The 20,587-nt window shown below is 61.1% G+C and carries 20 protein-coding genes; 15 read left to right on the forward strand and 5 right to left on the reverse strand.

Translation table 11 applies throughout. The features are described 5' to 3' along the window. Positions 1-75: 75 nt before the first annotated feature. The 5 genes from OP10G_RS03030 to OP10G_RS03050 all read left to right on the forward strand — a co-directional run bounded on the left by OP10G_RS03030 (position 76) and on the right by OP10G_RS03050 (position 5,641). The gene (locus OP10G_RS03030; protein WP_025227357.1) at positions 76-1,560 is read left to right on the forward strand and encodes a M28 family peptidase; all 1,485 of its coding nucleotides are present in this window, start codon (positions 76-78) and stop codon (positions 1,558-1,560) included. Between the two features lie 129 nt (positions 1,561-1,689). Continuing rightward, positions 1,690-2,160, forward strand: a complete 471-nt coding sequence (locus OP10G_RS03035; protein WP_227625044.1) for a DivIVA domain-containing protein — start codon at positions 1,690-1,692, stop codon at positions 2,158-2,160. 163 nt (positions 2,161-2,323) lie between these two features. After that, positions 2,324-2,584 (forward strand): DUF167 domain-containing protein, encoded by a 261-nt coding sequence (locus tag OP10G_RS03040; RefSeq protein WP_025227355.1) that lies wholly within the window; start codon positions 2,324-2,326, stop codon positions 2,582-2,584. Between the two features lie 141 nt (positions 2,585-2,725). After that, a complete protein-coding gene (locus tag OP10G_RS03045) occupies positions 2,726-4,423 on the forward strand; it encodes a GspE/PulE family protein (protein WP_227625045.1) in 1,698 nt (565 codons plus the stop codon). A gap of 3 nt (positions 4,424-4,426) precedes the next feature. Then, positions 4,427-5,641: a type II secretion system F family protein gene (locus OP10G_RS03050; protein WP_025227353.1), complete on the forward strand. Its 1,215-nt coding sequence runs from the start codon at positions 4,427-4,429 to the stop codon at positions 5,639-5,641. A gap of 45 nt (positions 5,642-5,686) precedes the next feature. On the opposite strand, the gene OP10G_RS03055 is transcribed toward OP10G_RS03050, so the two are convergent. Continuing rightward, entirely contained in the window at positions 5,687-6,109 is a 423-nt protein-coding gene (locus OP10G_RS03055; protein WP_144240962.1) for a hypothetical protein, read from the reverse strand. A gap of 278 nt (positions 6,110-6,387) precedes the next feature. Between OP10G_RS03055 and OP10G_RS23855 the strand changes: the two genes are divergently transcribed. The 4 genes from OP10G_RS23855 (at position 6,388) to OP10G_RS03075 (ending at position 9,478) form a co-directional block, all read left to right on the forward strand. Then, positions 6,388-6,801 carry a prepilin-type N-terminal cleavage/methylation domain-containing protein gene (locus OP10G_RS23855; RefSeq protein WP_025227351.1) on the forward strand — a complete coding sequence of 138 codons (414 nt, stop codon included), beginning with the start codon at positions 6,388-6,390 and terminating at the stop codon, positions 6,799-6,801. Between the two features lie 342 nt (positions 6,802-7,143). Then, positions 7,144-8,457 (forward strand): DUF7305 domain-containing protein, encoded by a 1,314-nt coding sequence (locus tag OP10G_RS03065; RefSeq protein ID WP_227625046.1) that lies wholly within the window; start codon positions 7,144-7,146, stop codon positions 8,455-8,457. Then, complete coding sequence (locus tag OP10G_RS03070; RefSeq protein ID WP_227625120.1) at positions 8,457-8,906, forward strand: type IV pilus modification PilV family protein; 450 nt, start codon at positions 8,457-8,459, stop codon at positions 8,904-8,906. The genes OP10G_RS03065 and OP10G_RS03070 overlap by 1 nt, the downstream gene beginning before the upstream one ends. Further along, entirely contained in the window at positions 8,903-9,478 is a 576-nt protein-coding gene (locus OP10G_RS03075) for a PulJ/GspJ family protein (RefSeq protein ID WP_025227348.1), read from the forward strand. Before OP10G_RS03070 ends, OP10G_RS03075 begins: the two co-directional genes overlap by 4 nt. 77 nt (positions 9,479-9,555) lie before the next feature. On the opposite strand, the gene OP10G_RS03080 is transcribed toward OP10G_RS03075, so the two are convergent. From OP10G_RS03080 to OP10G_RS03095, 4 genes are all read right to left on the reverse strand, one after another. Continuing rightward, positions 9,556-10,503 (reverse strand): NmrA/HSCARG family protein, encoded by a 948-nt coding sequence (locus OP10G_RS03080; protein WP_025227347.1) that lies wholly within the window; start codon positions 10,501-10,503, stop codon positions 9,556-9,558. A gap of 136 nt (positions 10,504-10,639) precedes the next feature. After that, the gene (locus OP10G_RS23860; protein ID WP_052547485.1) at positions 10,640-12,235 is read right to left on the reverse strand and encodes a glycoside hydrolase family 172 protein; all 1,596 of its coding nucleotides are present in this window, start codon (positions 12,233-12,235) and stop codon (positions 10,640-10,642) included. Between the two features lie 17 nt (positions 12,236-12,252). Beyond that, the gene (locus OP10G_RS03090; RefSeq protein WP_025227345.1) at positions 12,253-12,657 is read right to left on the reverse strand and encodes an MGMT family protein; all 405 of its coding nucleotides are present in this window, start codon (positions 12,655-12,657) and stop codon (positions 12,253-12,255) included. Positions 12,658-12,791: 134 nt separating this feature from the next. Continuing rightward, positions 12,792-14,177 carry a DUF7305 domain-containing protein gene (locus OP10G_RS03095; RefSeq protein WP_025227344.1) on the reverse strand — a complete coding sequence of 462 codons (1,386 nt, stop codon included), beginning with the start codon at positions 14,175-14,177 and terminating at the stop codon, positions 12,792-12,794. A 232-nt stretch (positions 14,178-14,409) separates the two neighbouring features. Here OP10G_RS03095 and OP10G_RS03100 point away from each other — a divergent pair, with 232 nt between their 5' ends. From OP10G_RS03100 to OP10G_RS03125, 6 genes are all read left to right on the forward strand, one after another. Continuing rightward, positions 14,410-14,808: a hypothetical protein gene (locus OP10G_RS03100; protein WP_227625047.1), complete on the forward strand. Its 399-nt coding sequence runs from the start codon at positions 14,410-14,412 to the stop codon at positions 14,806-14,808. A gap of 29 nt (positions 14,809-14,837) precedes the next feature. Then, a complete protein-coding gene (locus OP10G_RS03105) occupies positions 14,838-15,380 on the forward strand; it encodes a hypothetical protein (RefSeq protein WP_025227342.1) in 543 nt (180 codons plus the stop codon). Positions 15,381-15,574: 194 nt separating this feature from the next. Further along, complete coding sequence (locus tag OP10G_RS03110) at positions 15,575-17,212, forward strand: PilN domain-containing protein (protein ID WP_025227341.1); 1,638 nt, start codon at positions 15,575-15,577, stop codon at positions 17,210-17,212. Continuing rightward, positions 17,209-17,790, forward strand: coding sequence for a hypothetical protein (locus tag OP10G_RS03115; protein ID WP_025227340.1), 582 nt, complete (start codon positions 17,209-17,211; stop codon positions 17,788-17,790). The genes OP10G_RS03110 and OP10G_RS03115 overlap by 4 nt, the downstream gene beginning before the upstream one ends. 7 nt (positions 17,791-17,797) lie before the next feature. Further along, positions 17,798-19,621, forward strand: a complete 1,824-nt coding sequence (locus OP10G_RS03120) for a type II secretion system protein GspD (protein ID WP_025227339.1) — start codon at positions 17,798-17,800, stop codon at positions 19,619-19,621. Further along, complete coding sequence (locus tag OP10G_RS03125; RefSeq protein ID WP_025227338.1) at positions 19,618-20,463, forward strand: hypothetical protein; 846 nt, start codon at positions 19,618-19,620, stop codon at positions 20,461-20,463. The genes OP10G_RS03120 and OP10G_RS03125 overlap by 4 nt, the downstream gene beginning before the upstream one ends. The last annotated feature ends 124 nt before the right edge of the window (positions 20,464-20,587 follow it).

Here is a 20,587-nt window from a genome sequence, read left to right on the forward strand (position 1 = left end):
TAGAGGTCTCATGTGTCCCAGTGGGCCTCGCCCCTTCAACACCTCGGGCTCAACTTGGCGTACAGTAGGTCATCCATGCATTCCTACCGTAGCTCGCTGTCCGTTCTACTTCCCGCTCTCCTCTTATCTCTGGCTTCGGCCCAATATCCGGGTGCGACGCCGCCGCCAAACGATCTTAAGCGCGGATTCGACGCGATCACGATTCCGAAAGCGCAGTCGATCCTCACCTTCCTCGCCACCCAGTGTGACGGCCGGGGTACCGGCCAACCCGGATTTCAGAAAGCGGCGGAATACGTCGCGAAGAAATTCAAAGCCGCGGGCCTCAAGCCGATGGGCGATAACGGAACGTACTTCCAACACCAGACCTTCTACCGGTCGATGACGGTGAACCCGAAGATCGCCGGCGCCGATGGCAAGGTTTTGGTCGATCGCGGCTTGGTTTTGAACCCGACCAAGGAAAATATCGACGTCACCGGACCGGTGATGGTGGTGCGAGCGATCAACGATAAGATGCGGCTCTCCGAGGCCGACGCGGCGAAGCTCGACGGTAAGATCGTCATCCTCATCGCTCCGGCAGGCCGCAGCTCAGTTCGGTCTCAGGTCGCGGCCGCCGACACCAAGGCTCTGCTCACCGTCGTAGACGGGAATCCAATTTTCGCCCCGAGCGTGCGGAGAACCCCCGGCGGGCCGACCAGCATGACGGTCAGCGGGCGGATTGCGAAAAAGTCACTGGGCCGGCTCGGCAAGTCGATTGAGACATTTGCGGGAATGACGCCGGTCAGCGAAATCACCATCTTAGAGCCCAGCCTAACGCTCCATGTGACCGGCCAAACGAAGAGCGAGGACGTTAAGGTTCCCAACGTCGTCGGCCTTCTCGAGGGCTCTGATCCGGTGCTCAAGAATGAGTACATCGGAATTGGGGGCCATCTGGACCACCTAGGAGTTAACCAGGCGGGCGTCGTTTACCCCGGGGCGGACGACGACGGATCGGGCTCGACATCGGTGATGCTGATCGCGGATGCGATGAAGAACAACCGCGTCAAACCCCGGCGCAGCATTCTTTTCATGACCTTCTTCGGCGAAGAAATGGGGCTGCTCGGATCGTCATTTTTGACGGACCACCCACCCGTACCGCTCGATAAGATGGTCTCCGAGCTCCAGATGGACATGGTTGCCAGGGACTCGTTCGGCCCCCAAAACGGCGATCCAAACCGGATCGACAAGGTCGAAGAAAACATGGATACGATCCGCCTGGTCGGCAGCAAACGGATCTCGACCGATCTCGACCACGTGATCCAGGACGTCAACAAGTACGTGGGATTCCGTTTCAAGTACGACGCCGAAGACGTCTACACCCGCAGCGACCACTACAACTTCGCCAAGAAAGGGATCCCAATCGCCTTCCTCTTCGACGGATTCACTCCCAGCTACCACCAGCCGACCGACACCGTCGACACGATCGACTTTAAGAAGCTGACGAGCGCCGCCAAGCTGTACTACCTGACGGCGCTGGCGATCGCCAACACCGACCAGGCACCGCGGAAGGATGTTGGGAAGTAGGCGCTAGGCGTTGGGCGTTAGGGAGGAGGTAAAGCCTCAACGCCCTACAACCTTGGCGTAAGATGTAAGGGAGGGCGGGGAGCCGCCCAACACGTATATAGAAAAGGAGATGACGCGATGGAACGCATCATGCCAATCGATTTAGAGCGCCCCGAACTCAGGAAGAGAATTCGGGGCTACGACCCAACTGCGGTGGACCGGTTGATCCACGGCGCGGCGAAGACGCTACAAGAGCTTCTCTTTGAAAACTCGGCCCTCAGAGAAGAGTTGGAGCGCCTGCGCGCCGACTCCGATCGAGCGAAGCTTCAAGAGGAAACCCTTAAAGACGTCCTCGTCCTCGCGCAACGCGCGGCCGACGAGACGCGCGCGACCGCTCAGAAACAGGCGGAAGCGGTGGTCGAGGAGGCTCGCCAGGCAGCGATGTCCGAGCGAATGGCGACCCAGCAGAAGCTGAGTGAAACCCGCTGGGAAATCGAACGCCTCCGCTTGGAGCGATCCCGCTACGCGGAAGAATTCCGAGCGCTCCTCGAGCGCCACCAGCGGGAGCTTTCCCAAATGGTGCCTTTAACGATCGTTGAAGGAGAAGCGTCCAGCGCATAGTGGCACCGTCTTCCAGCCCGCGTGTATCACGACCATCCTGGTCGTGTAAACGTAGCATCGGTTCCCAGCCGATGAACCCCACGACCATCCCGGTCGTGTGAATAGGCCAGGGGCAAGATGCCCCTGGGACCCACTGGCAAGATGCCAGTGCCACGGAAACCCAATGCCACATAGCGAGCTCAAAGTCCGGGTGACGCCGCGAAGCAGCCGGAATAAGATTGAGGCGGTGGGAGGCCAGGTCAAGGTGTGGGTGACCGCTTCGCCGACCGACGGCCAAGCGAATGATGCCGTCTGCCGCGCCGTCGCCGACGCCTTGGACCTTCCGCGATCGGCCGTCTCGGTCAAAAGGGGACACACGGCTCGGGAAAAGACGCTTACCGTGGAAGGGTTGCCGATCGACGAAGTCCTTCGGCGCATTGCTTAATTTTGAACGTCTCTAGCCTGTGATTTTTGCCGTGGGACCCTCGCGGTTTTAGGTCAACTCACCGATGTACTCCTGTGGAGAGACCGCTCTCTCCAATGAACGGAGTCAATGTTGGAAGTCCCCACCCGGATAGAAACCCGATTGCGCCTTGGCAAGGGCCTGCTTAAGAGGCTCGGCGACCGTCTCATGGAAGACGGCATGATTAATGACGAGCAGCTCAAAGAGGGGCTCGGCCGTCAGTCCAACACGGGCGAATTTCTAGGCGAAGCCCTCGTCGCTCTTGGCTTTCTTTCCCCCGCCCAGATTGGCCCCTATATGGAGGAAGTCACGGGCTTTCCATTCTTCGATTTGAGCGAACAGCGCATCGAAGAGGAGATCGCCCACATCATTCCCGAGCCGCTCTGTACCTCCCGGCGGGTCATCGCGTTCCGCGTCGTTAAGGGGCGAGTTCACGTGGCGATGGCCGACCCGCTGAACCTTAGCATCGTGGATGAGATCCGCGGCGCGATCGATCAACCGGTGGTTCCCTATCTCGCGTTCCCCGGGGACGTTGAAGAGGCGATTCGTCGAGCTTACGGCAAGAACAAGGCGCACGCGGTTCTCGAGGAGATTCGCGACGATTCGAGCGGCATCGCTCCCCAAGAGACGATCGAGCAGCTCATCGGCATGGCCGAAGACGCGCCGATCGTTCGCCTCGTCCACTCAATCGTGACGGGCGCCGTTGCGGCGGGCGCAAGCGACGTCCATCTCGAACCGCAAGAGGACTGCATCCGAGTCCGGTACCGGATCGACGGCCTGCTCTACGAGCAGATGCTCCTTCCGCCCCACGTCCTGGCGGCTACGATGTCGCGATTGAAGATCATGTCGAACCTCGACATCGCGGAGAAGCGCCGCCCGCAGGACGGTCGCTTTGCGATGCGCGAAGATTCGGGGCGAGAGTTCGACGTTCGTCTTTCGCTAATGCCGACGGTCTACGGCGAGAAGGCTTGTATGCGTCTTCTCGAAAAGAAGGGGCGCGGCGGCAATATGGACAAGCTCGGCTTCCTTCCGGACCAGAAGGAGCTGATGGAAAAGTTGATCCGCCGGCCGCACGGCGTCATCTTGGTCACCGGCCCCACCGGTTCCGGAAAGTCGACCACGCTTTACTCCGCGCTGCAGACGATCAACGATCCCGGCATCAACATCAACACGGTCGAAGACCCGGTCGAGTACAAGCTTTACGGAATCAATCAGCTTCAGGTGAATCCCCGCATCGGGGTCACGTTCGCGGCGGGACTTCGAACCCTGGTTCGGCAAGACCCGGACGTGATCCTCGTCGGAGAAATCCGCGACGCGGAAACGGCCGAGATCTCGGTTCAAGCCGCCCTTACCGGCCACTTAGTTCTGAGCACGCTTCACACCAACGACGCTCCCGGTGCGTTGGTCCGGCTTCAGAACATGGGAGTCGAGCCGTTCCTCATCTCTTCCGCCGTCATCGGCGTGGTAGGTCAGCGTCTACTCCGCACCACCTGTTCCGGCTGCAAAGAGATTCAAACCCTGGAGCAGGAGCTCAAGCTGACCCTCGGCTTGGATCCAGACAAGGAGTACGAGATCGCCCGAGGCACGGGCTGCCGGCGATGCGGCGGCCGGGGCAGCATCGGGCGAACCGCCATCTACGAAATCATGAAGATGACCGACCCGCTTCGCAACGCGGTACTCCGCGGCGCCTCGGGAGCCGAAATCTCCGCACTCGCCGTCACCGAGGGAATGCAGACGATGCGAGAGACCGCGCTCGTGAAGATGAGCGAGCATATCGTCTCCCCCGAGGAAGTTCTTCGAGTCCTCTCCTACCAAGAATAGACCATGCCGAACTACCAATACAAAGCGCGAGACCTCGCCGGGAACCTCACCACCGGTGTGGTGTTTGCGGACAACGATGCGGCGCTTAGGACTGCTCTCCGCGATAGCCGGCTCTACCTCGTCGACTACAAGAAGAGTCTCGACGGCGGCGATAGGGGGCTGGGAAGCGGCCGGCCCAGGAAGGTCAAGCTCCTCGACCTCGTGGTTGCCAGCCGGCAATTGGCAACCCTGGTCCGGGCCGGTCTGCCCATTATCGAAACCCTCGCCACCCTTCGAGCGCAGGTGGAGAACCCGACGCTTTCGGCGGCGCTCGCGCAGATTCAATCCGAAGTGATGTCCGGCAGCTCGCTGCATGAAGCGATGGCTAAACATCCCAAGATCTTCACGCGGCTTTGCATCGCCCTCGTCGCCGCCGGAGAGGCGGGCGGAATGCTCGACAAGACGCTGGATATCATGGCCGACCAGTTGGACAAGGAAAACCAGATCCAGCAACAAATCAAGGGCGCCATGGCCTACCCGAAGCTCGTCTGCGTTGCCTGCGGCGGCGTCATCGCCTTCATGCTCACCTTCATCGTTCCGGTCTTCGAGAAGGTGTACACGCAGTTCAATGCCCAGCTCCCCTCCGTGACGCTGCTTCTCGTCACGATGAGCAACTTCGTGACGCACATGTGGTGGATGGCGCTCATGCTCATCTTCCTCTTCATCAAGGCGATCAAAGGTTTTCGCGCGACGAAGCCCGGAACCAAGTTCTTCGACACGATGGCCCTCAAGATGCCGATCTTCGGCCCGATCATGCGGAAAATCGCCATCGGGCGATTCGCACAGACCTTTGCGGGTTCCACCCGGAGCGGCATTCCGATCTTGAACGCGCTCGCCGTCTGCGCCGACACCTCGGGTAACACGATCATTCACGCCGCGATCATGAAAGTCGCCTCGCAAGTAAGCGAGGGAGCGCCTTTGGCGCCGTCGCTCGACGAAACCGGCCAGTTCCCTCCGATGGTGACGCGAATGATCGCCGCCGGCGAAAAGTCGGGCAACCTCGACGAGATGCTGGACGAGATCGCCAAGTTCTACAGCCGCGACGTCGACTACGCGGTGGAGAAGATGACGAAGCTGCTGGAGCCGCTCATGACGATCGTGGTCGGCGGCATCGTCCTCTTCGTCCTCCTCGCCCTCTACATGCCGGTCTTCAGCCTCAGCAAGGTCATCAAGAAGTAAGCCGAGCACACCCGGAAGGAAACTCACAAAGCGAAACAACCCCGATCATCGGGGCTGTTTCGCTTCCTTTTTTCGGGCGGCCTCGACGATCGACATTGGCGGAAGTAGGTCGGGGTATGGCACCTTCTTTTGGCGGCAGATCTCTGGCGTGTCGTACAGCGAGCACTGGGCGGACACGAACGACTCCGTTCTAACCGTCACCCCCCGCTCGCGAAGCTCCACTCGAATGGTGTCGACGGTGGTGCAGTTGCCTCGGTCGTGCTCTCGGTAGTACTTCAGCAGATGGTCCAACCGCCGGACTTGGCGTCGGTTCAAATCGACGCTCCCAAACCGCTGCCCCGGACGCCTCAGAACCGTCGCTTTCAGACCGTCCGTTCCCGGCTGCCGCTGGAAATGAAAGACGAAGGCGACATTGCGAAAGCAACCGCGGCTCCGATAGTCCAAGACCACCTCCTGATCTGGGCGCAAACGACTGAATTCAATCGGTGCATTGTCCCATTGCTGAAAGATGAGGGCGGGTAGCAAGAACACGACCGTGGGTGTCCCTTAGCCGTCAAATCGTTCACTCATCGGTTCGAATAGACCGGTTTCGGCTTGCGCTCAAAAATCTTTAGGGTGGCGGCTTGTGCATGTTTGGGCATGAATTCAAGTGTGGTGATTCCACGCGAGCGCCTAATTGATTAATGGACGGGCCGGCTAGAGAATTAGCAGCGGTCCCTCGAAACAAACAGGGGTAATTCTCACCAATGCTTAAAGTCAACTCTCGCAAAAACCGCCGCGGCTTCACGCTCGTTGAGCTGCTCGTCGTCGTCCTGATCCTCGCCACCCTCATGGCAGTCGCGTTGCCGCTCTACCTGAGCTCGGTCGCCGACTCCAGTAAGAAGACGTGCCGCGCCAACATGCAGTCGATCGCCAACGCCGCCCAGGCATGGAAGGTGAAGAACCGAGCCGCCGACTTCACCACGATGACGATCTCCGCTCTCACTCCCGACCTCGGCGCGGTGCCGACCTGTCCGGACGGCGGCGCCTACTCGATCGCCACCACCGGTTCGGTCAACGACGAAGGCGGCGCCTCCACCGCCATCCCCACCGGCTCCCTCGGCATCAGCTGCAACAAAGCCGGCCACAACGGCTTCATCCCCGGCGTGATGACCAAGTAAGTCGACACGGTAGATTGATCGCAGGCCGTCAAGTCTCCGACCGGAGATCTGGCGGCCTTTGCGTTTGAGACGGGCACGGCGGGATCTCGGCTCGATAACCTTGAGCTTGAGAATCATCAAGATAAGGCCCTGTGGGCGAGAGCTTTTTTGATCGCGCTGGGTCATTCGGCTTCGTTGTCAAAAAACACCGCCGAAAAACTGAGGAAAGCCCCCGATAGAGCCGATGAAACTATTGGCGAACCGGCCGATCTGCGAGTTTCGGGGCCGAAAGCACGCCAGGTTATGATCCAAAAATTTCGAAGAGTACGGGAGCGGGGCTCCGCACTGATTTCAGCATTGGCATTGGTCGCGATCACGGCGCTGATGGTGAGCGGAATTTCGGTGCTCGCAACCTCGCACGCGACGCTTCAGCAACGCGAAGCGGACTACGCGCTGGCGATGCAACTTGCCGAGGCCGGGATCAATTACGAGCTGCGGTACGTCTCGACTCACCTCACCAGCTCGCCAGTCGCCCACCTCTCCGGGTCCGCTTACCAGGGGAGTGTCCCCGGGGTTGCCGGTACCTTCACCACCTACGTCACCAACACCGACGGCACGACCAACTGGGCTCCGCCGAGCGCGATGACGGTGGTCTCCACCGGTACCGTCAACGGCATTTCGCGCACCGTTACCGCCAACTGCAAAGGGGGCGGCGGGCGCAAGCTATTCGACGGTAAGTACACGATCTTCGGTTATTCGGGGGTCACGTTCTCCGGCGCCAGCAGCGCCATTAACGGCGATCTCGGCGCAAACGGACCGATCGTCGTGAAGGCGGGGGGCAACGGGTCGATCAACGGAAACGTCGTCCTCTGCGGACCCAGCGCCAACCTTCCGGGTGGCAACTCGGTCACCTGCCGTTCCATCATTCGGCAGACCGACGCGCTTACCTGGCCAACGATCGATACGATCGTGGCGGCGACGTTTCCGAACGGCTGGAGCACCCTCCGGAGCGCCACGCAGATTTCCGCTCAATCCGCGCGGATGAGAACCTTCGTCGGTAACTCTCCCGTGGTAACCGTCGCGGGAACGAAATTGGCCGGCTGGACCTACACGTCGAGCCTTACCAACTCAATGTTCAACTCCCTAGGTGTGAACACCCTAATCCTTCCCCCGGGCGACTACTATTTCACCGATATCCAGATCAGCGGAAACAGCAAGATCATCTGCGATACCGCCGCCCTGACCGTTCCGGGAGGAACCCCAGGGCCGGTACGGATCTGGGTAAACGACTCGACCAGTCAAGACACCATCAACTGCGACGTCACGTTCACCACGCCCAACGATCCTTCGAAGTTCCGGCTCTACTACAACAAGGCTTCCTCCATCTCTCTGGGGGGCAATATGCCGTACTACGGCGGGATCTACGGAGTAAGGGCCGGCGCCAATTCTGCGATCACTGCGGCGACGATCTCCCTCGCCGGAGGCGCAAAGGTTACCGGCGAAGTGATCGCGGACCAGGTCTCGCTCACGGGAGGCGCGGTTGCCACCGGCCCATCGGCCGACATGTCGGACGGCGGCGACTTCGTGATCGGCAATATCTACGGCTTCTCCGACACCTGGCAGGAGATCAAGGTCATCGCCAACGGCTCCGTTTTCGCGGATGGGACTAACCGATGATGGTTCGAACAAGGCGAATATCGCGGTCGCAACGCTCCCGGGGAATCACGATGATCGAAACGCTGATCGCAACGGTGATCGTTACGGTCGCGATGCTCGGCGCGGTAGGGATCTTTATGAGCGTGGCGACCCTTAGCGCGAATACCGCGCAAGCATCCACCGCCGAAACCATCGCCCGGCGCGCCATCGAGGAGGCCAAGAACCTCGGGTTCGCCAACCTTCCCGAGGGTTCGACCACGCGTTATTTCGACATCAACGGAGCCGGCGGAGCCACGAGCACGTCGCCTACCGACCGCTTCAAGGTCGTTACGACGGTAAGCAGCGACGTTATCTCTGGCGGGGTGGTGGACAAAACGGCGCTCCGCACGGTGATCGTCACGGTGATTAGCACTACCGACAACAAGACGCTCGAGACCACGGGCACCTACTTTGCGTGGGGTGGACCATGAGAAAAGAAGGTTTTACTCTCCTCCAGACCCTTTTGTCGCTCTTTATCGGCGGCCTCGTCTGCGTCATCGTGTTTCAGCAGCTTCTCACGCTGTCGATCGGCCAACAAGCAGCGAGCGACACGAACATGACCGCGACGGGTTCTCGCCAGGAGCTCGACACGCTGGCCGACCACCTTCGCTCGGCCGACTCCTGCACAAATTCCGCGGCCGGGGTGCTGAATTCGGTAGTCGACGCCGCAACGGCGACCAGCTTGACTTACTACGGGGACAGCGCCTGCACCAAGGTCCGCTACTTCCTCACCAACGGAACGCTCTCGCGAACGGATAACGGTGTGACCACCATCGTAGCCCGCAATGTCTCTTCCCTCTCCTTCACCTACTACAAGGCCGCCACCTACAACTCGCCTTGGACGACGACGACGCTTCCGAATGCGCCCACGGCGGCGGAACTTCCCTACGTGTGCGGCGTGCTGATCGACGTAACCACCACTTACAACGGCGTCGCCACTCGGATGCAAACGACCGTTCGCATGCGTAACGCCCCCAAGAAGATCAGTCTCGACGGCCTCTAAAGGGTCGGCGATATGTGGCGGAGCAATCCAGGCTGAGTGAATCCTCCGGATGAATCCGGAGGATTCAGGGTTGGCGGCTACTTCGTGGCGAAGCTATCCGCGTGGGCTTGGAGCCACTGGTGGAACGATTGGAGGCGGGGGTTTAGCAGCGCGGACTCGGCGACATCGCGAGGGGCGCGGAAGTCGTCCTGGAAGTCGTGCTTAAACTGGAACATATTGCCCAGGTCGTCTGCGCCGGGAAACCCGAGGCTGCGGTAGACGTCGAACGGGACCGCGTTGTACACGACCTCTTCGCCGAGCGCCTCGCTGAATTCACGCGCCATTTCCGTGCCGGTGGGGTGCTCGCCGGCGATACCGACGGTCTGGCCGATCAACTCGGGGCGCTTGAAGATCCCGTATGCGCACCGGCCGATGTCTTCGGCGGCAATCCCGGGAAGGCGGCGGTCGCCCATTGGGAGATTGAGCGCGAGCTTGCCGTCCGGCCCCCGCTGTGGGCCCATACCGAAGTGGATGAAGTTATCCCAGTAGAAGGAGGTAAGCAAGAAGGTCGTGGGCACGCCGGCCTGCACGAAGAGCTGGTTGGACTCACCCTTGACGTCGAAGTGCGGAACCTTGTACTTGCCTTGGAGCGTCGGCATCCGGTCGTCGCTCAATGGCACGAATTTGCGCGTGTCTTCGAGGGTCGACCAGATGGCGTGCTGAATACCCGCCGCTTTGGCGGCTTCGGCGAAAGTCTTGGCCTGAGCGGCCTCCTTCTCGGGCGAGAAGTGGTCCCAGAAGAAGGTGACGAAGTAAGCGCCGTAGGCTCCTTCTAGCGCTTTGGCTACGCTCGCGGGGTCGTCGACGTCGCCCGCCACCACTTCCGCACCAAGCGCGGCGAGCGCTTTTGCCTTGTCGGAATCTGGGTTGCGGGTGACGGCTCGCGCCTTGAATCCACCTTCTGGGTCGTCGAGAATCGCGCGGACCAACCCGCCTCCTTGAGCCCCGGTCGCGCCGAATACGGTAATAATCTTGCTCTCACTCACGTACCGTAAGATACCTTTTTGGAAAGGCATTGGGCGTTAGGCGTTGGGCGTTAACGTGCGCATAACGCTCTTCAGCATACGAACGACTTCTCCAACGTCCAACGCCTTAGCGCCTAACGCCTCAACGCCCCTCCGCCTAGTTATACAAAATCGGATTCTTCTTCCAATCCTTGTCTTTGTCGAACCCGAACGTCGTCACTCGGGGTCGGCGTTCTCTGAGGCGGAGGGACTCGATGCCGGCGAAATAGCCGCGGGAGGCTGGGTTTTTGCCTACGCACTCTAGGCGCAGGGTGTACTGGCCGGGGTCGGGCCAGAAGTCGAGGAGGTGGACCTCGAGGTTCTTGACGTCGGCGCTGTATAGGTCGATTGGGCCGCCGAGTTTGATGCCGTTTAGGTACGCCTGGTAGGTGCCGAAGTCGTAGGAGGTCGTCATGTTCAACAGCAAGCGCAACGGCTCTTTCTTGGCGACGGTGAACGGCACTTCCAGCCAGGCTCCTTCTTGGCTCTTCGGCTCGTAAAGGGTCTGCGGACCGTCGTAGAGGTCGAGCTGTTGGGACGTCGCCTCTCCGGCGCCATGCCGGACTTCCCGCGCCACGATTCTCTCAAGGCTCGGCAGCTTGCGCTCCTTGGCATCAGGGGCGCGGGCGGTGAAGGTCGGCTCGCCGGTTTGGTACCAGTAGGCGACGCTGGAGTAGTCGTCCTCTCGCTCGTTCCAGCTATTGGTCTGGCCCTTCGGGTTTTCGTCGGGCGACATCCAGCCGAAGTGCTCCATCGTTACGCGGATCCCCTTTTGGAAGACGAGCGGGTCGTTTAGGTGCCACCGGTAGGCGCTGGTGTGGCCGCCGACGATTCCCCACTGGTCGAAGTCGGGGACGCCGAAGTACGGCGTGCTGGTCTTCTTGAGCCCCCAGGCGGAGAGGAAGTAATCCTCGGTGCCGGTGCCCCAGATCGAGGCGTGATCTTCGCCGTCGATGTAGATCTTTTCGTCACCCTCGCCGAACCACATCGGCGAGCGGGTGCGGACCGACAAGACGGTTCCCACGTAATGGCCCTTCCCCTTGGTGTCGAGGATCACGTAATCCTCGCCGTGCTTGACCGGATATTCCTGCCGGTATTGGGCATAGAAGTACGGAGTGTCCTTGGCCAGCCGGTCGAGCTTGATCCAGTCGATGTTGTAGTAGAGAAGGTTGATCGGCTTGTCGCTCTGGTTGACGATCTCCACCCGGGCCGATTTGTGAAACGGCATCCGCCAGAAGCAGTTGTAAGAATCGGCGTCCTCAACCAGCACGGGCAGCGAAATCACTTCGTTCCGCTTTCCAAACGCATTGGCGAAGAAATCGCCGACCGGCGCTTCGACGGCGGGGCGTTTGCTGCCGTCCCAGTAGATCCGCAGCAGCATTTCCTGGTGGTTGGCCGATCCGTTCTTGGCCCAATCCTGCGGCTCCGGACCCAGGAACGTCATCCACATGTGGGTGATCGCGCCGGGGCCCTTCACGTCCATCAGCGTGTGGGTTTCGCCGGGGGCGACGCGGAAATTGTCCGAGTTGCTTCGCTCCTCAAGGTCGCCCTTCGGGAACGCTTTGGAGTCGTACTTGCCGTCCTTGCCTTGGCGAAAGGTCGAGGTCGCGCGCATGCTGCGCCCTTCCATGGGGCGGGCGAGGCTTCCCATCACACCCGCTTGATCTTGGGTCGATCCGACCGCCAGCAACGCCAATGCCACGAGAAACCCCATGATGTTGCAGGATAGCACTAGATCTTGATCCCTTCTTCCCCGAGGAGCTCGCGGTGGCGCGATTCGCCGCCGGGGAGTTTGGGGTTGGGCTTTCCGTCTCGAGTTACGCGCCACCAGGGGGTCACTTCGGTCGCGCCTTCGGCTCGATCCTCCTCGGCGGCCTCGGCCACGACTCGCCAGAAGACACCGGCGGCAAACGGACAGGTGACATCCGCGCCGGAATCCCTCGCCAGGTCGGCTCTTAGTTGGCCGAACGTCTTCGACTGTCCCACCGGGATGGCGGCGATCGCGTCGCGTACCTGCATCGGGGACGGGATCAGCATCGTTCGCCCTTTCAGGCGAGCCGCTTTCGCATCGTCCAAGGTGTACACGGCGGGCGGATCGCCCGCGGCAAGCCTCTCCCGTGCCGTCAATTTGACCATGCAGGAATTCTAATCCGGTTGGACAGGAAAGATGTAGACGCGTTGCGGGCTGGCGAGCTGGATGGCGTGGGCGAGCGCCCCACCCCAGGTAGGAGGGCCATTGGCTGGGAGCCGATGCTAAGGGGAGAGGTGGTTTACCAGTTTGTTCCGTCGGAGAAGACACGTGGGCGGGTGCCGACGAGCTCCTTCCAGTTCTTTAGGAACCCGTACTTGTCGACGTAGTCGCCCGCGTAGCCGAGACCCCCGGTGGGGTAGGTGACCGCGCCGCCACCGCCCATCTTCACGACATCGGCGATGATGGAACCGGTAACCCGGGCGCCTCCCGCAAGGCTCAACGTAGCTGGCGTCACCGACCCGTTCAAGCCCGCGCGAATGGCGTAGATTCCGCCGTAGTAGGCCATGTTTCCGCCGATCGAGAGGGCCGACGCCTTGTTGTAATAGAGTCGGAAGTAGTGGGCGTCGGCTGCCGTGAACGTAACGTTGATGTTCAGCGTGTCTTGCTGAGTGCCGCTTCCACCCATCCAGATCCTGACCGGTCCCGGCGAGCCTCCGGTGTAAGTCACGCCGCCAGTGTCGCAAACGATCGCGCTCTGGCCGCTAAGCTGGGCGGAGGTGAAGTAGTAATCGCCGGGGGGCAAGATCATCGTCGAAAGCGGAAAGCTACCGAAAGATGAGTTCGTCAGGTCCGTGACCGACGCGCTCCAGTTTGCCGACGTCGTTCCAGTCGGAGAAAGCGTTCCGGAGGTATTGGTAAATTTTCGGATTCTTGCCGCTTGAGCGGAGAGCTGAGCGGAGGAAGTCAATGTCGCCCACCCCTGGGGGAAAACCTCGGCGACGATGGTATCGATCGTAGGGTAGTCCACCGCCCGTGTATAGCGGGTGACCCCTTGGGAGGTAATTCCGCTTCCGATGGACGCGGCTGTACCACCCAGGAATACCTGGCCGGTGACCGAGCCGTTGCCCGTGATCGGACCGTTGGAGCCCAGATTTCCGGTGAGGGTGCTGCTCGCGCCGCTGAACGCCACGCTTTGGTTGCCAAATACGGCGTAGTCGCCCTGGAATAGAGGGCTGTACCCTCTGGCGGAAAAACTGATGGTGCGGCTTACCGACTCGCTGCCGGTGCCAGCGGTTCCGGTTGCCACGACCACCATATCGTCCGGAGGCGACCAGGTTCCCGTTCCGGAGGCGGGGGCGGTGTAGACGGAAAACGAGCCGGAGATCCCGCTGATCGAACCGGTATAGGGGGAGGCCGCCGTGTGGGCGTTCCAACCCGAGGCCATGTGGGTGTCCACGTAGTTGAGCTCGTAATTCGTGGCGGCGTCCGCAATATCGATCGCACGGGCGTACTCTTCGTCCCTGGTTTGCTTGGCGACGTAGGACGTGGTCAACAGGCAAGCTCCGGTCACGAGAAGCGAAGTCATCGCCACGAGGGCGAGGGCAGACATCAGGGCCGATCCACGGCGTCCGCGATAGCGGGTGACGCCTGCCGGGAAGCGGCGGGGGTTGGGGGGGAACTTCATTGGGAGAATCCTTATTTCCTTATCGGTTCGAGCCGCCTCGTTCAATAGTTCTTTGGGGACATTCGCCGCGCGAGAGCTTCGCGACCCTATAGATCTATTCGAATTCCACCGACTTTAAGGGAAGGACGACCTTGGCGCTCCCCGAACCGCTTCACAGGAGCCCATCGACATGCGCAAATTCAGGAGCCTCCGGAACCCCATAAGCACCGCGAGAACCCGGCGCGGCATCACGATGATCGAAACCCTGGTGGCGACGTTGATCGTGACCGTCGCGATGTTGGGATCGGTGGGCATCTTCATGACGGTCTCTAACCTCACGGCGAGAGTGTCGGAGGACTCGGCCGCCCAAATGCTCTGTCGCCGTGGGATCGAGGAGGCGAAGAATCTGGGATTCGCCAACCTTGCCGAGGGAAGCACGACCCGCTATTACGACCAGAACTGCGCGGGTGGCAGCACGACCACTTCGTCGACCGACCGATACCGGGTCACCACCACCGTCTCGAGCAATCTTTTCGTCGACACCTCGGTGAGTGAAAAAGCGCTCCGCACCGTTACCGTCGTCGTGAGCTTGGCTCCGAATGGAGCGGAGAAAGGGCGGTCCGTAACCTATCTGGCGTGGGGCGGTCCGTGAGACGCGGACTTACGCTTCTACAAACCCTGTTGTCGCTGCTCATCGGCGGTCTGGTTTCGGTCATCGTGTTCCAACAACTCGTCACGTTGATGATAGGGCAGCAGTCGAACAGCGACATGAATGCGAGCACGGCCCAAACTCGGGCGGCGATCGACACGCTGGCGGACCACCTTCGGGGCGCCGACGCTTGCACGAATTCGAGCAATGGGACCGTGGACTCGGTGCTGGATGCGGCTACCGCAACTAGCTTGACCTACTACTACGACGGCACTGCCTGCAATAAGATCACCTACTCCTTCGCGAACGGGACTCTTTCCCGCACGGCGGGAGGTGTTACGACCTCGGTGGTCACCCTCGTCTCGGCGGTCTCCTTCACGTACTACAAAGCCGCGTCCTACAACTCGCCCTGGACGACGACCACCAACCCGAACGCCCCTACCGCGGCCGAGCGGCCGTTTGTCTGCGGGGTTCTCATCGACATTACGACGAGCTCCAGCGGCGTGACCAACCGCATGACGACGACGGTGCGGATGCGAAACGCTCCGAAGAAAGTTCGCCTCGACGGACTTTAAGCCAGCTTACGTCCACCCTCAACCTTCGCGGCGCAAAGCCGCGCCCTTCCATCGGCAATCCTAGCCACGGAGTGCCCTAGTTGCCTTATCTCGGACCGGCGGTTTGGCCCAGAGAAAACCGAGTGCCTCAAGAGTTCTAGGAATGCGCCGATATTAACCAAGTGAGTCGAACGCGACTCAAAAGGATAGGTTTCATGGGTCTGAAAGCTTCACGCAGCTTACTGGGAATAGAGCTCCACGAACAGGAGATCCGGATCGTAGAAATCCGGAACAAGGACGGCGAGGCTTCGATTTCCGCGCTTGCCGTATTCAAGCCGGGCGAGGACTTTCTCGGCGAGTGGGGGGTCACGGATCCGGAGCGCTTGGGCGCACAACTCCGTCACTGCCTCGACGAGGCCAATATCCATACCTCCGAAGCGGCCTTCGGCATTCCCGCTTGGTGCTGCCTGGTTAGACCGCTCGGCGTGCCTCCGGTTGCCGGCCAAGAGCTGCACCGCATCGTCGAGGGTGAGATCGAGCACTACCAGCTCTTCCGAGAGCCGGGCGCTTCTTTCGACCTTGTTCGACTGAACGATAGCAAGCTACTGGAGTCGTCGTTCCGGAACTTCCTGATGTTTGGCGCGGAGCGCCGGATCTTGGAGAGCGTCCAAGTGTTGGCGCGGGCCGCGGGACTTCGTCTCATCGCCGTCGAGCCGACCCACTCGGCCCTATACCGGGTGGCGTACAGCCAGGTCACTTCCCCGCCCAGCGTCGTAGTCACGCTGAGCGAGACGCACGCTCAAATTTCGCTCCTCGACGCGGGCCAGCTTGCGCTTCATCGATCCTTCGACCTGGGCTCGTCGATCTTCGACGTGCCCGATCCGGAGGACGGCACGTTCAAGCCTTACTTCGACGTCGATGCGGCCAGCAGCCTCGCCATCGAGCTTCGGCGGTCGATCGACTTCCTTGCCCGCGAGCTCCCCGAGAGCCGCGGAACGGATTTGATCCACATGGGTTGCACCCATGCCGAGGCGTCGACGCTCGCCCACTGGCTTGAATCGGCGCTCCAGTTGACGGTCCAGGTCTCGGATATCCGCCGCGGCGGTCCGAACATCCGCATCCTCAAGGCATTAACCGAGAAAGACACCAACCGATACGTCGCGGCTTACGGACTTGCGCTCCGCGATCCTCGCCATCTGCCGGAAGGGGTGCCGATCATTTCCCTTTTCGCCAACCAGCGCGTCAAGGCGGAGGTCAAAGAGGAAGGACGCCGAAAGTTCGGCGTCGCAATGGTTTGCTCGCTGGTACTGCTCGCATGCGGCCTCCTGACCGCGGCGCTCGGTACGGTTAGGGCTCGGTCGGCCGCCAACGATTTGGCGAAGTCGAAGGAGAAGCTCGCCACCACTCAGCAGATCGAGCAGGCCCAAGCCCAACAGGCGATTCAGAAGGAGGAACGGTTGCGGCTGCTCTCCGCCGAGGGGGTTCCGGTGCGCTCGCTTATCTCCGCCATCACGCGCGCCGTTCCGGACGGCGTCGGACTCATGGAAGTCCGCATGTCTCCGGCGACCGCCGACATATCGGGAGAAACCACCTCTCAAGCGGCGATTATCAAGATGAGCGACTCGCTTCGTAGCGAGCCGCTGTTCGCCGGAGTTTCGCTGACCTGGTTCGAGAGCGTAGATCCCAACATCCCCGCGGCCGGAATCCGGTTCCGAATGAGCGTCCAGAATGCTCCCCGGCCGGTTGCTCCGCCTCCCAGCGCCTCGCCTACCACTACCGCCAGCTTAGGTCTGGCGGGAACGCCTACCGGCGCAACGCCCCTTTCCAACCCAGGCCAAGGAGCCCGCTCATGACCTCTCACGATCGAAGTAGAATCGCACTGGTCGCCCTGCCGACCCTCATCGCTTTTGGCCTTTTCGCCGACGCGTTCTCGCAGAGAAATCACTTCGTCCAAGACTCGGAGCAGCGGCAACAGGTCGAGCGGCTTATCCAGCAGACGCTGAAATCGCTCGAGTCGCAGCAGAATATTCCCGAAGGTCGAAAGGCGGCGGTGCCAGAGGACGCGGTAGAAGAGAGCCAGTTCCTGAACTACGTTCGTGGCACTGCCCGGGCCAACGAGGTAGAGATTTTGCGCTGGAGCGCCAACCCTCGCCTACCGGCCGGACCTCCGGGAGGGCCGCCTCCTCCGGCCGCGCTTGCCGAAATTAGTCCAATCTCGGGACTGCTAGAGGTAGTCGGACCTTACCGGTCAGTGCTAGCATTCGCTCGGACACTGGAACAGAATGATCGACTGCTGAACTTTTCAAGCGTTGCGTGGACGCGGCCCGACGCGAGGGACAAGGTACGTCTCTCCATGATCGTCACTCGCTACGTCGTCAAAGCGCCGACTCCACCAGCCCCTGCGGCTACGCCCGTCGTTCCAGCCCACTAGAGAACTCATGAACACCATCCTCGCCGCCGGTATCTTGGCCTTGGCCACTCAGGGTTCGGGAACGACCGTTACACCCATTCAAACCGGAGTGACCGCCCCGATTACTCTGAACTTTTCGCAGACCGACGTGGGCCAAATCTTTCGCACCATCGGTCTCTTGAGCGGAGCGAACATTATTTACTCGGGAGCCGAGAAGCTTCCGGTCACTCTGCACTTCGTGGCGGCAAACGCCGACGAGGCGGTGCGAGGGACGACGGCCGCCGCCGGGCTCTCCTACCGGCGGGTCGGCAAGATCTACGTGGTGGCGAAAGCGGAGGCGATGCGCCAGGCACTAACGCCGTTCGCCGAGCGGGCGCGAATCAAGGCAGACGGCATCACTCCGGATTTTGTGAAGTCGCTCCAGGATCTTCTTCCACATGCCACCGTCACCGGGGGAAACAGCGAAATTACGGTCGTCGGCATCCCCGACGACATCAAGCTGGCTCGCGAGTTGATCACCGACCGGCCCGTGCAAGCTCCGAAGGAGGCTCGCCTCGCGGAGGTCGTTAGCCTGGGGGTCGCGTCGGCGAAGCAGGTTGCCATCGTTCTCACCGAGCTCTATCCGGACGTGAAGACCTCGGTGCTCGCCGATGGCCAGGGCGGCGGCGGATCGATCGCGCTGATCGGAAGCCCCGCGGGTGTTGCGGAAGCGAAAGCGAAGGCGATCCAACTCGACTCAATTACCCCGTCCGCCGCTTCCCTGCCGGTGGTGGAGATGTACGACGTCCGGTACGCGAGCGCCGTCACCATCCTAGCCTTTCTCCAGGAGGCGACCCCGAGCGTTCAAGCAACCATCGCTCCGCCCACCTATATTCCGAGCGGAGTCGCCGGACGCGGGTCGCTTGCGAACGTTAGCGGGGCTAGCGTCGGAGGAGCCAGTCAAACGAGCTCCGGACCTTCCGGCGGTTCGGGCATTGGCGGCGGCCAGGGACCTAGCGACTCGGCTGGCGGCGGGGCCTCCGGCGGCCCCGGAGCCGGCGGGTCATCGACCTCCACAGCCTATGATCGCTCAACGAGGATTGTCCTAAAGGGCCGCCGCGACGATGTCAGCAACGCCTTGGCTTTACTTGCCAAGGTCGACACCAAGCCGCTCCAGGTGGTGATCGACGTGCGCATCGTCGACGCTTCGCCGACCGACATTGAAAAGGTTGGCCTTAAATACAGTTGGCAGCCGCTTCAGTTCTTCGACATTGCGCCAGGCACCGACACGAATACCTTAACCCATATCTCTCACACCCCCGGCGTGGGGCAGATTGGCAGGCTTCCGTTCAACTTACTGGCCGTCCTCGACCTCATGGTGCAGAAAACGGATGCCAAGCTCATGGCGAATCCAAGTATGCAGGTGATGAACAACGAGGAAGCGAACTTCTTTATCGGCGACGAGCTGAGCTTTCCGATCAGCACGAACGGTGCTTTAGGTTCCCAGAACGTTCAGTTGGAAAAGTTCAACATCGGCATCGGACTTAACGTCCGGCCACGCGTCAATGCGGATGGCAATATCACCCTCCGTCTGAACCCGGTCGTACAGACTCTGACCAGCATTACCAACGGCCTCCCACAAACCGCCTCCCGTGATGCGAAGACGGTAGTGATGGTCCAGGACGGCGAGACGGTGGTTATCGGCGGGCTGATCCGCGACGAAGACACCCGCACCATCTCGGAAGTCCCATTTCTCAGCAAACTGCCGATCGTGGGTCAACTTTTCCGGCACAACGACCGAAACCATAGACGGAGCAACATCATCGTGACGGTTACGCCCCACATCGTAAAGGACGCTCAGGATAAGAAATGAAGCCGATTGACGCAAAAGACAAGCCCAAGGTAATCGTGCTTGGAATCTTGTCGGTGGGAATGCTGGGGTTTTTCAGCATGAGCATCATGGGCATGGTGGCCAAGAAACCCGCTCCGGCCCCGCTTGCCCCTCCGGGATCGACCCAAGCTCCGGGTTTGATCGTGGCGACGAATACTCGGACTCCGGCTTATTCACCTCCTCCGACATCGGCGACTGCAACCGGAACCGCGCCGTCGCCGATTTCAACGCCGGCGGGTAATCCCTACGAACCGGCTAACAAAGGTACGGCGATCGACCGGACAACCGAAATGGGCGGCCCGAGCGACCCGTTCCGGAAAGTTCTCCCGGAGCCGGGACAGCTCCGGCGACCCGACCCGACGCCGAAGGTCACGGGCGGAGGGCGGACTCCGCCTCCGCTTTCTGGCACCCTCCCCGGTTCCGGCCCGATCTACCTTCATCCCGGAGGTGCGGGAGGGGGCATCACTCCCGCCGCGATCGTCGAGCCAACGATTCGATTGGACGGCGTGGTCACCGGCAGCAACAGCTATGCGATGGTCACATGCCACGAGAAGACCGAGATTTTCCACATTGGCGGAAGGATCGAAGGGTTGTATACGGTTACGAGCGTGGACTCTAAGGGCGCAAGTTTTAGCGGACCGAAGGGCAAATTCCGGCTCGAGGTCGGGGACGTCCGCTCGGGCACCGCGCCGGTCGCGCCTTCGGGCAACGATCCCCGTCTAATGCAAGGCGATCCGCAGGAAATGGCAATCAACTCCTCGACCCTCCCGCTTCCTTCGGCCGACGTCTCCGACGCGCCGAAGCGGCGAAAGAAGAGTTCGTAGCGGGTTTGAGGCTGTTCGGTTCTTCGGCTCCGGTGGGCTCCTGGATGGTTGCGGAGCGTTCTGGGGCGGAGCAGAGCGCGCCGCGGTAAACGGGTCGCGCCCTCCGAGCCTATCGAGCCTAAGA

Origin of the sequence: Fimbriimonas ginsengisoli Gsoil 348, from assembly GCF_000724625.1 — a bacterium.
Classification (GTDB): domain Bacteria; phylum Armatimonadota; class Fimbriimonadia; order Fimbriimonadales; family Fimbriimonadaceae; genus Fimbriimonas; species Fimbriimonas ginsengisoli.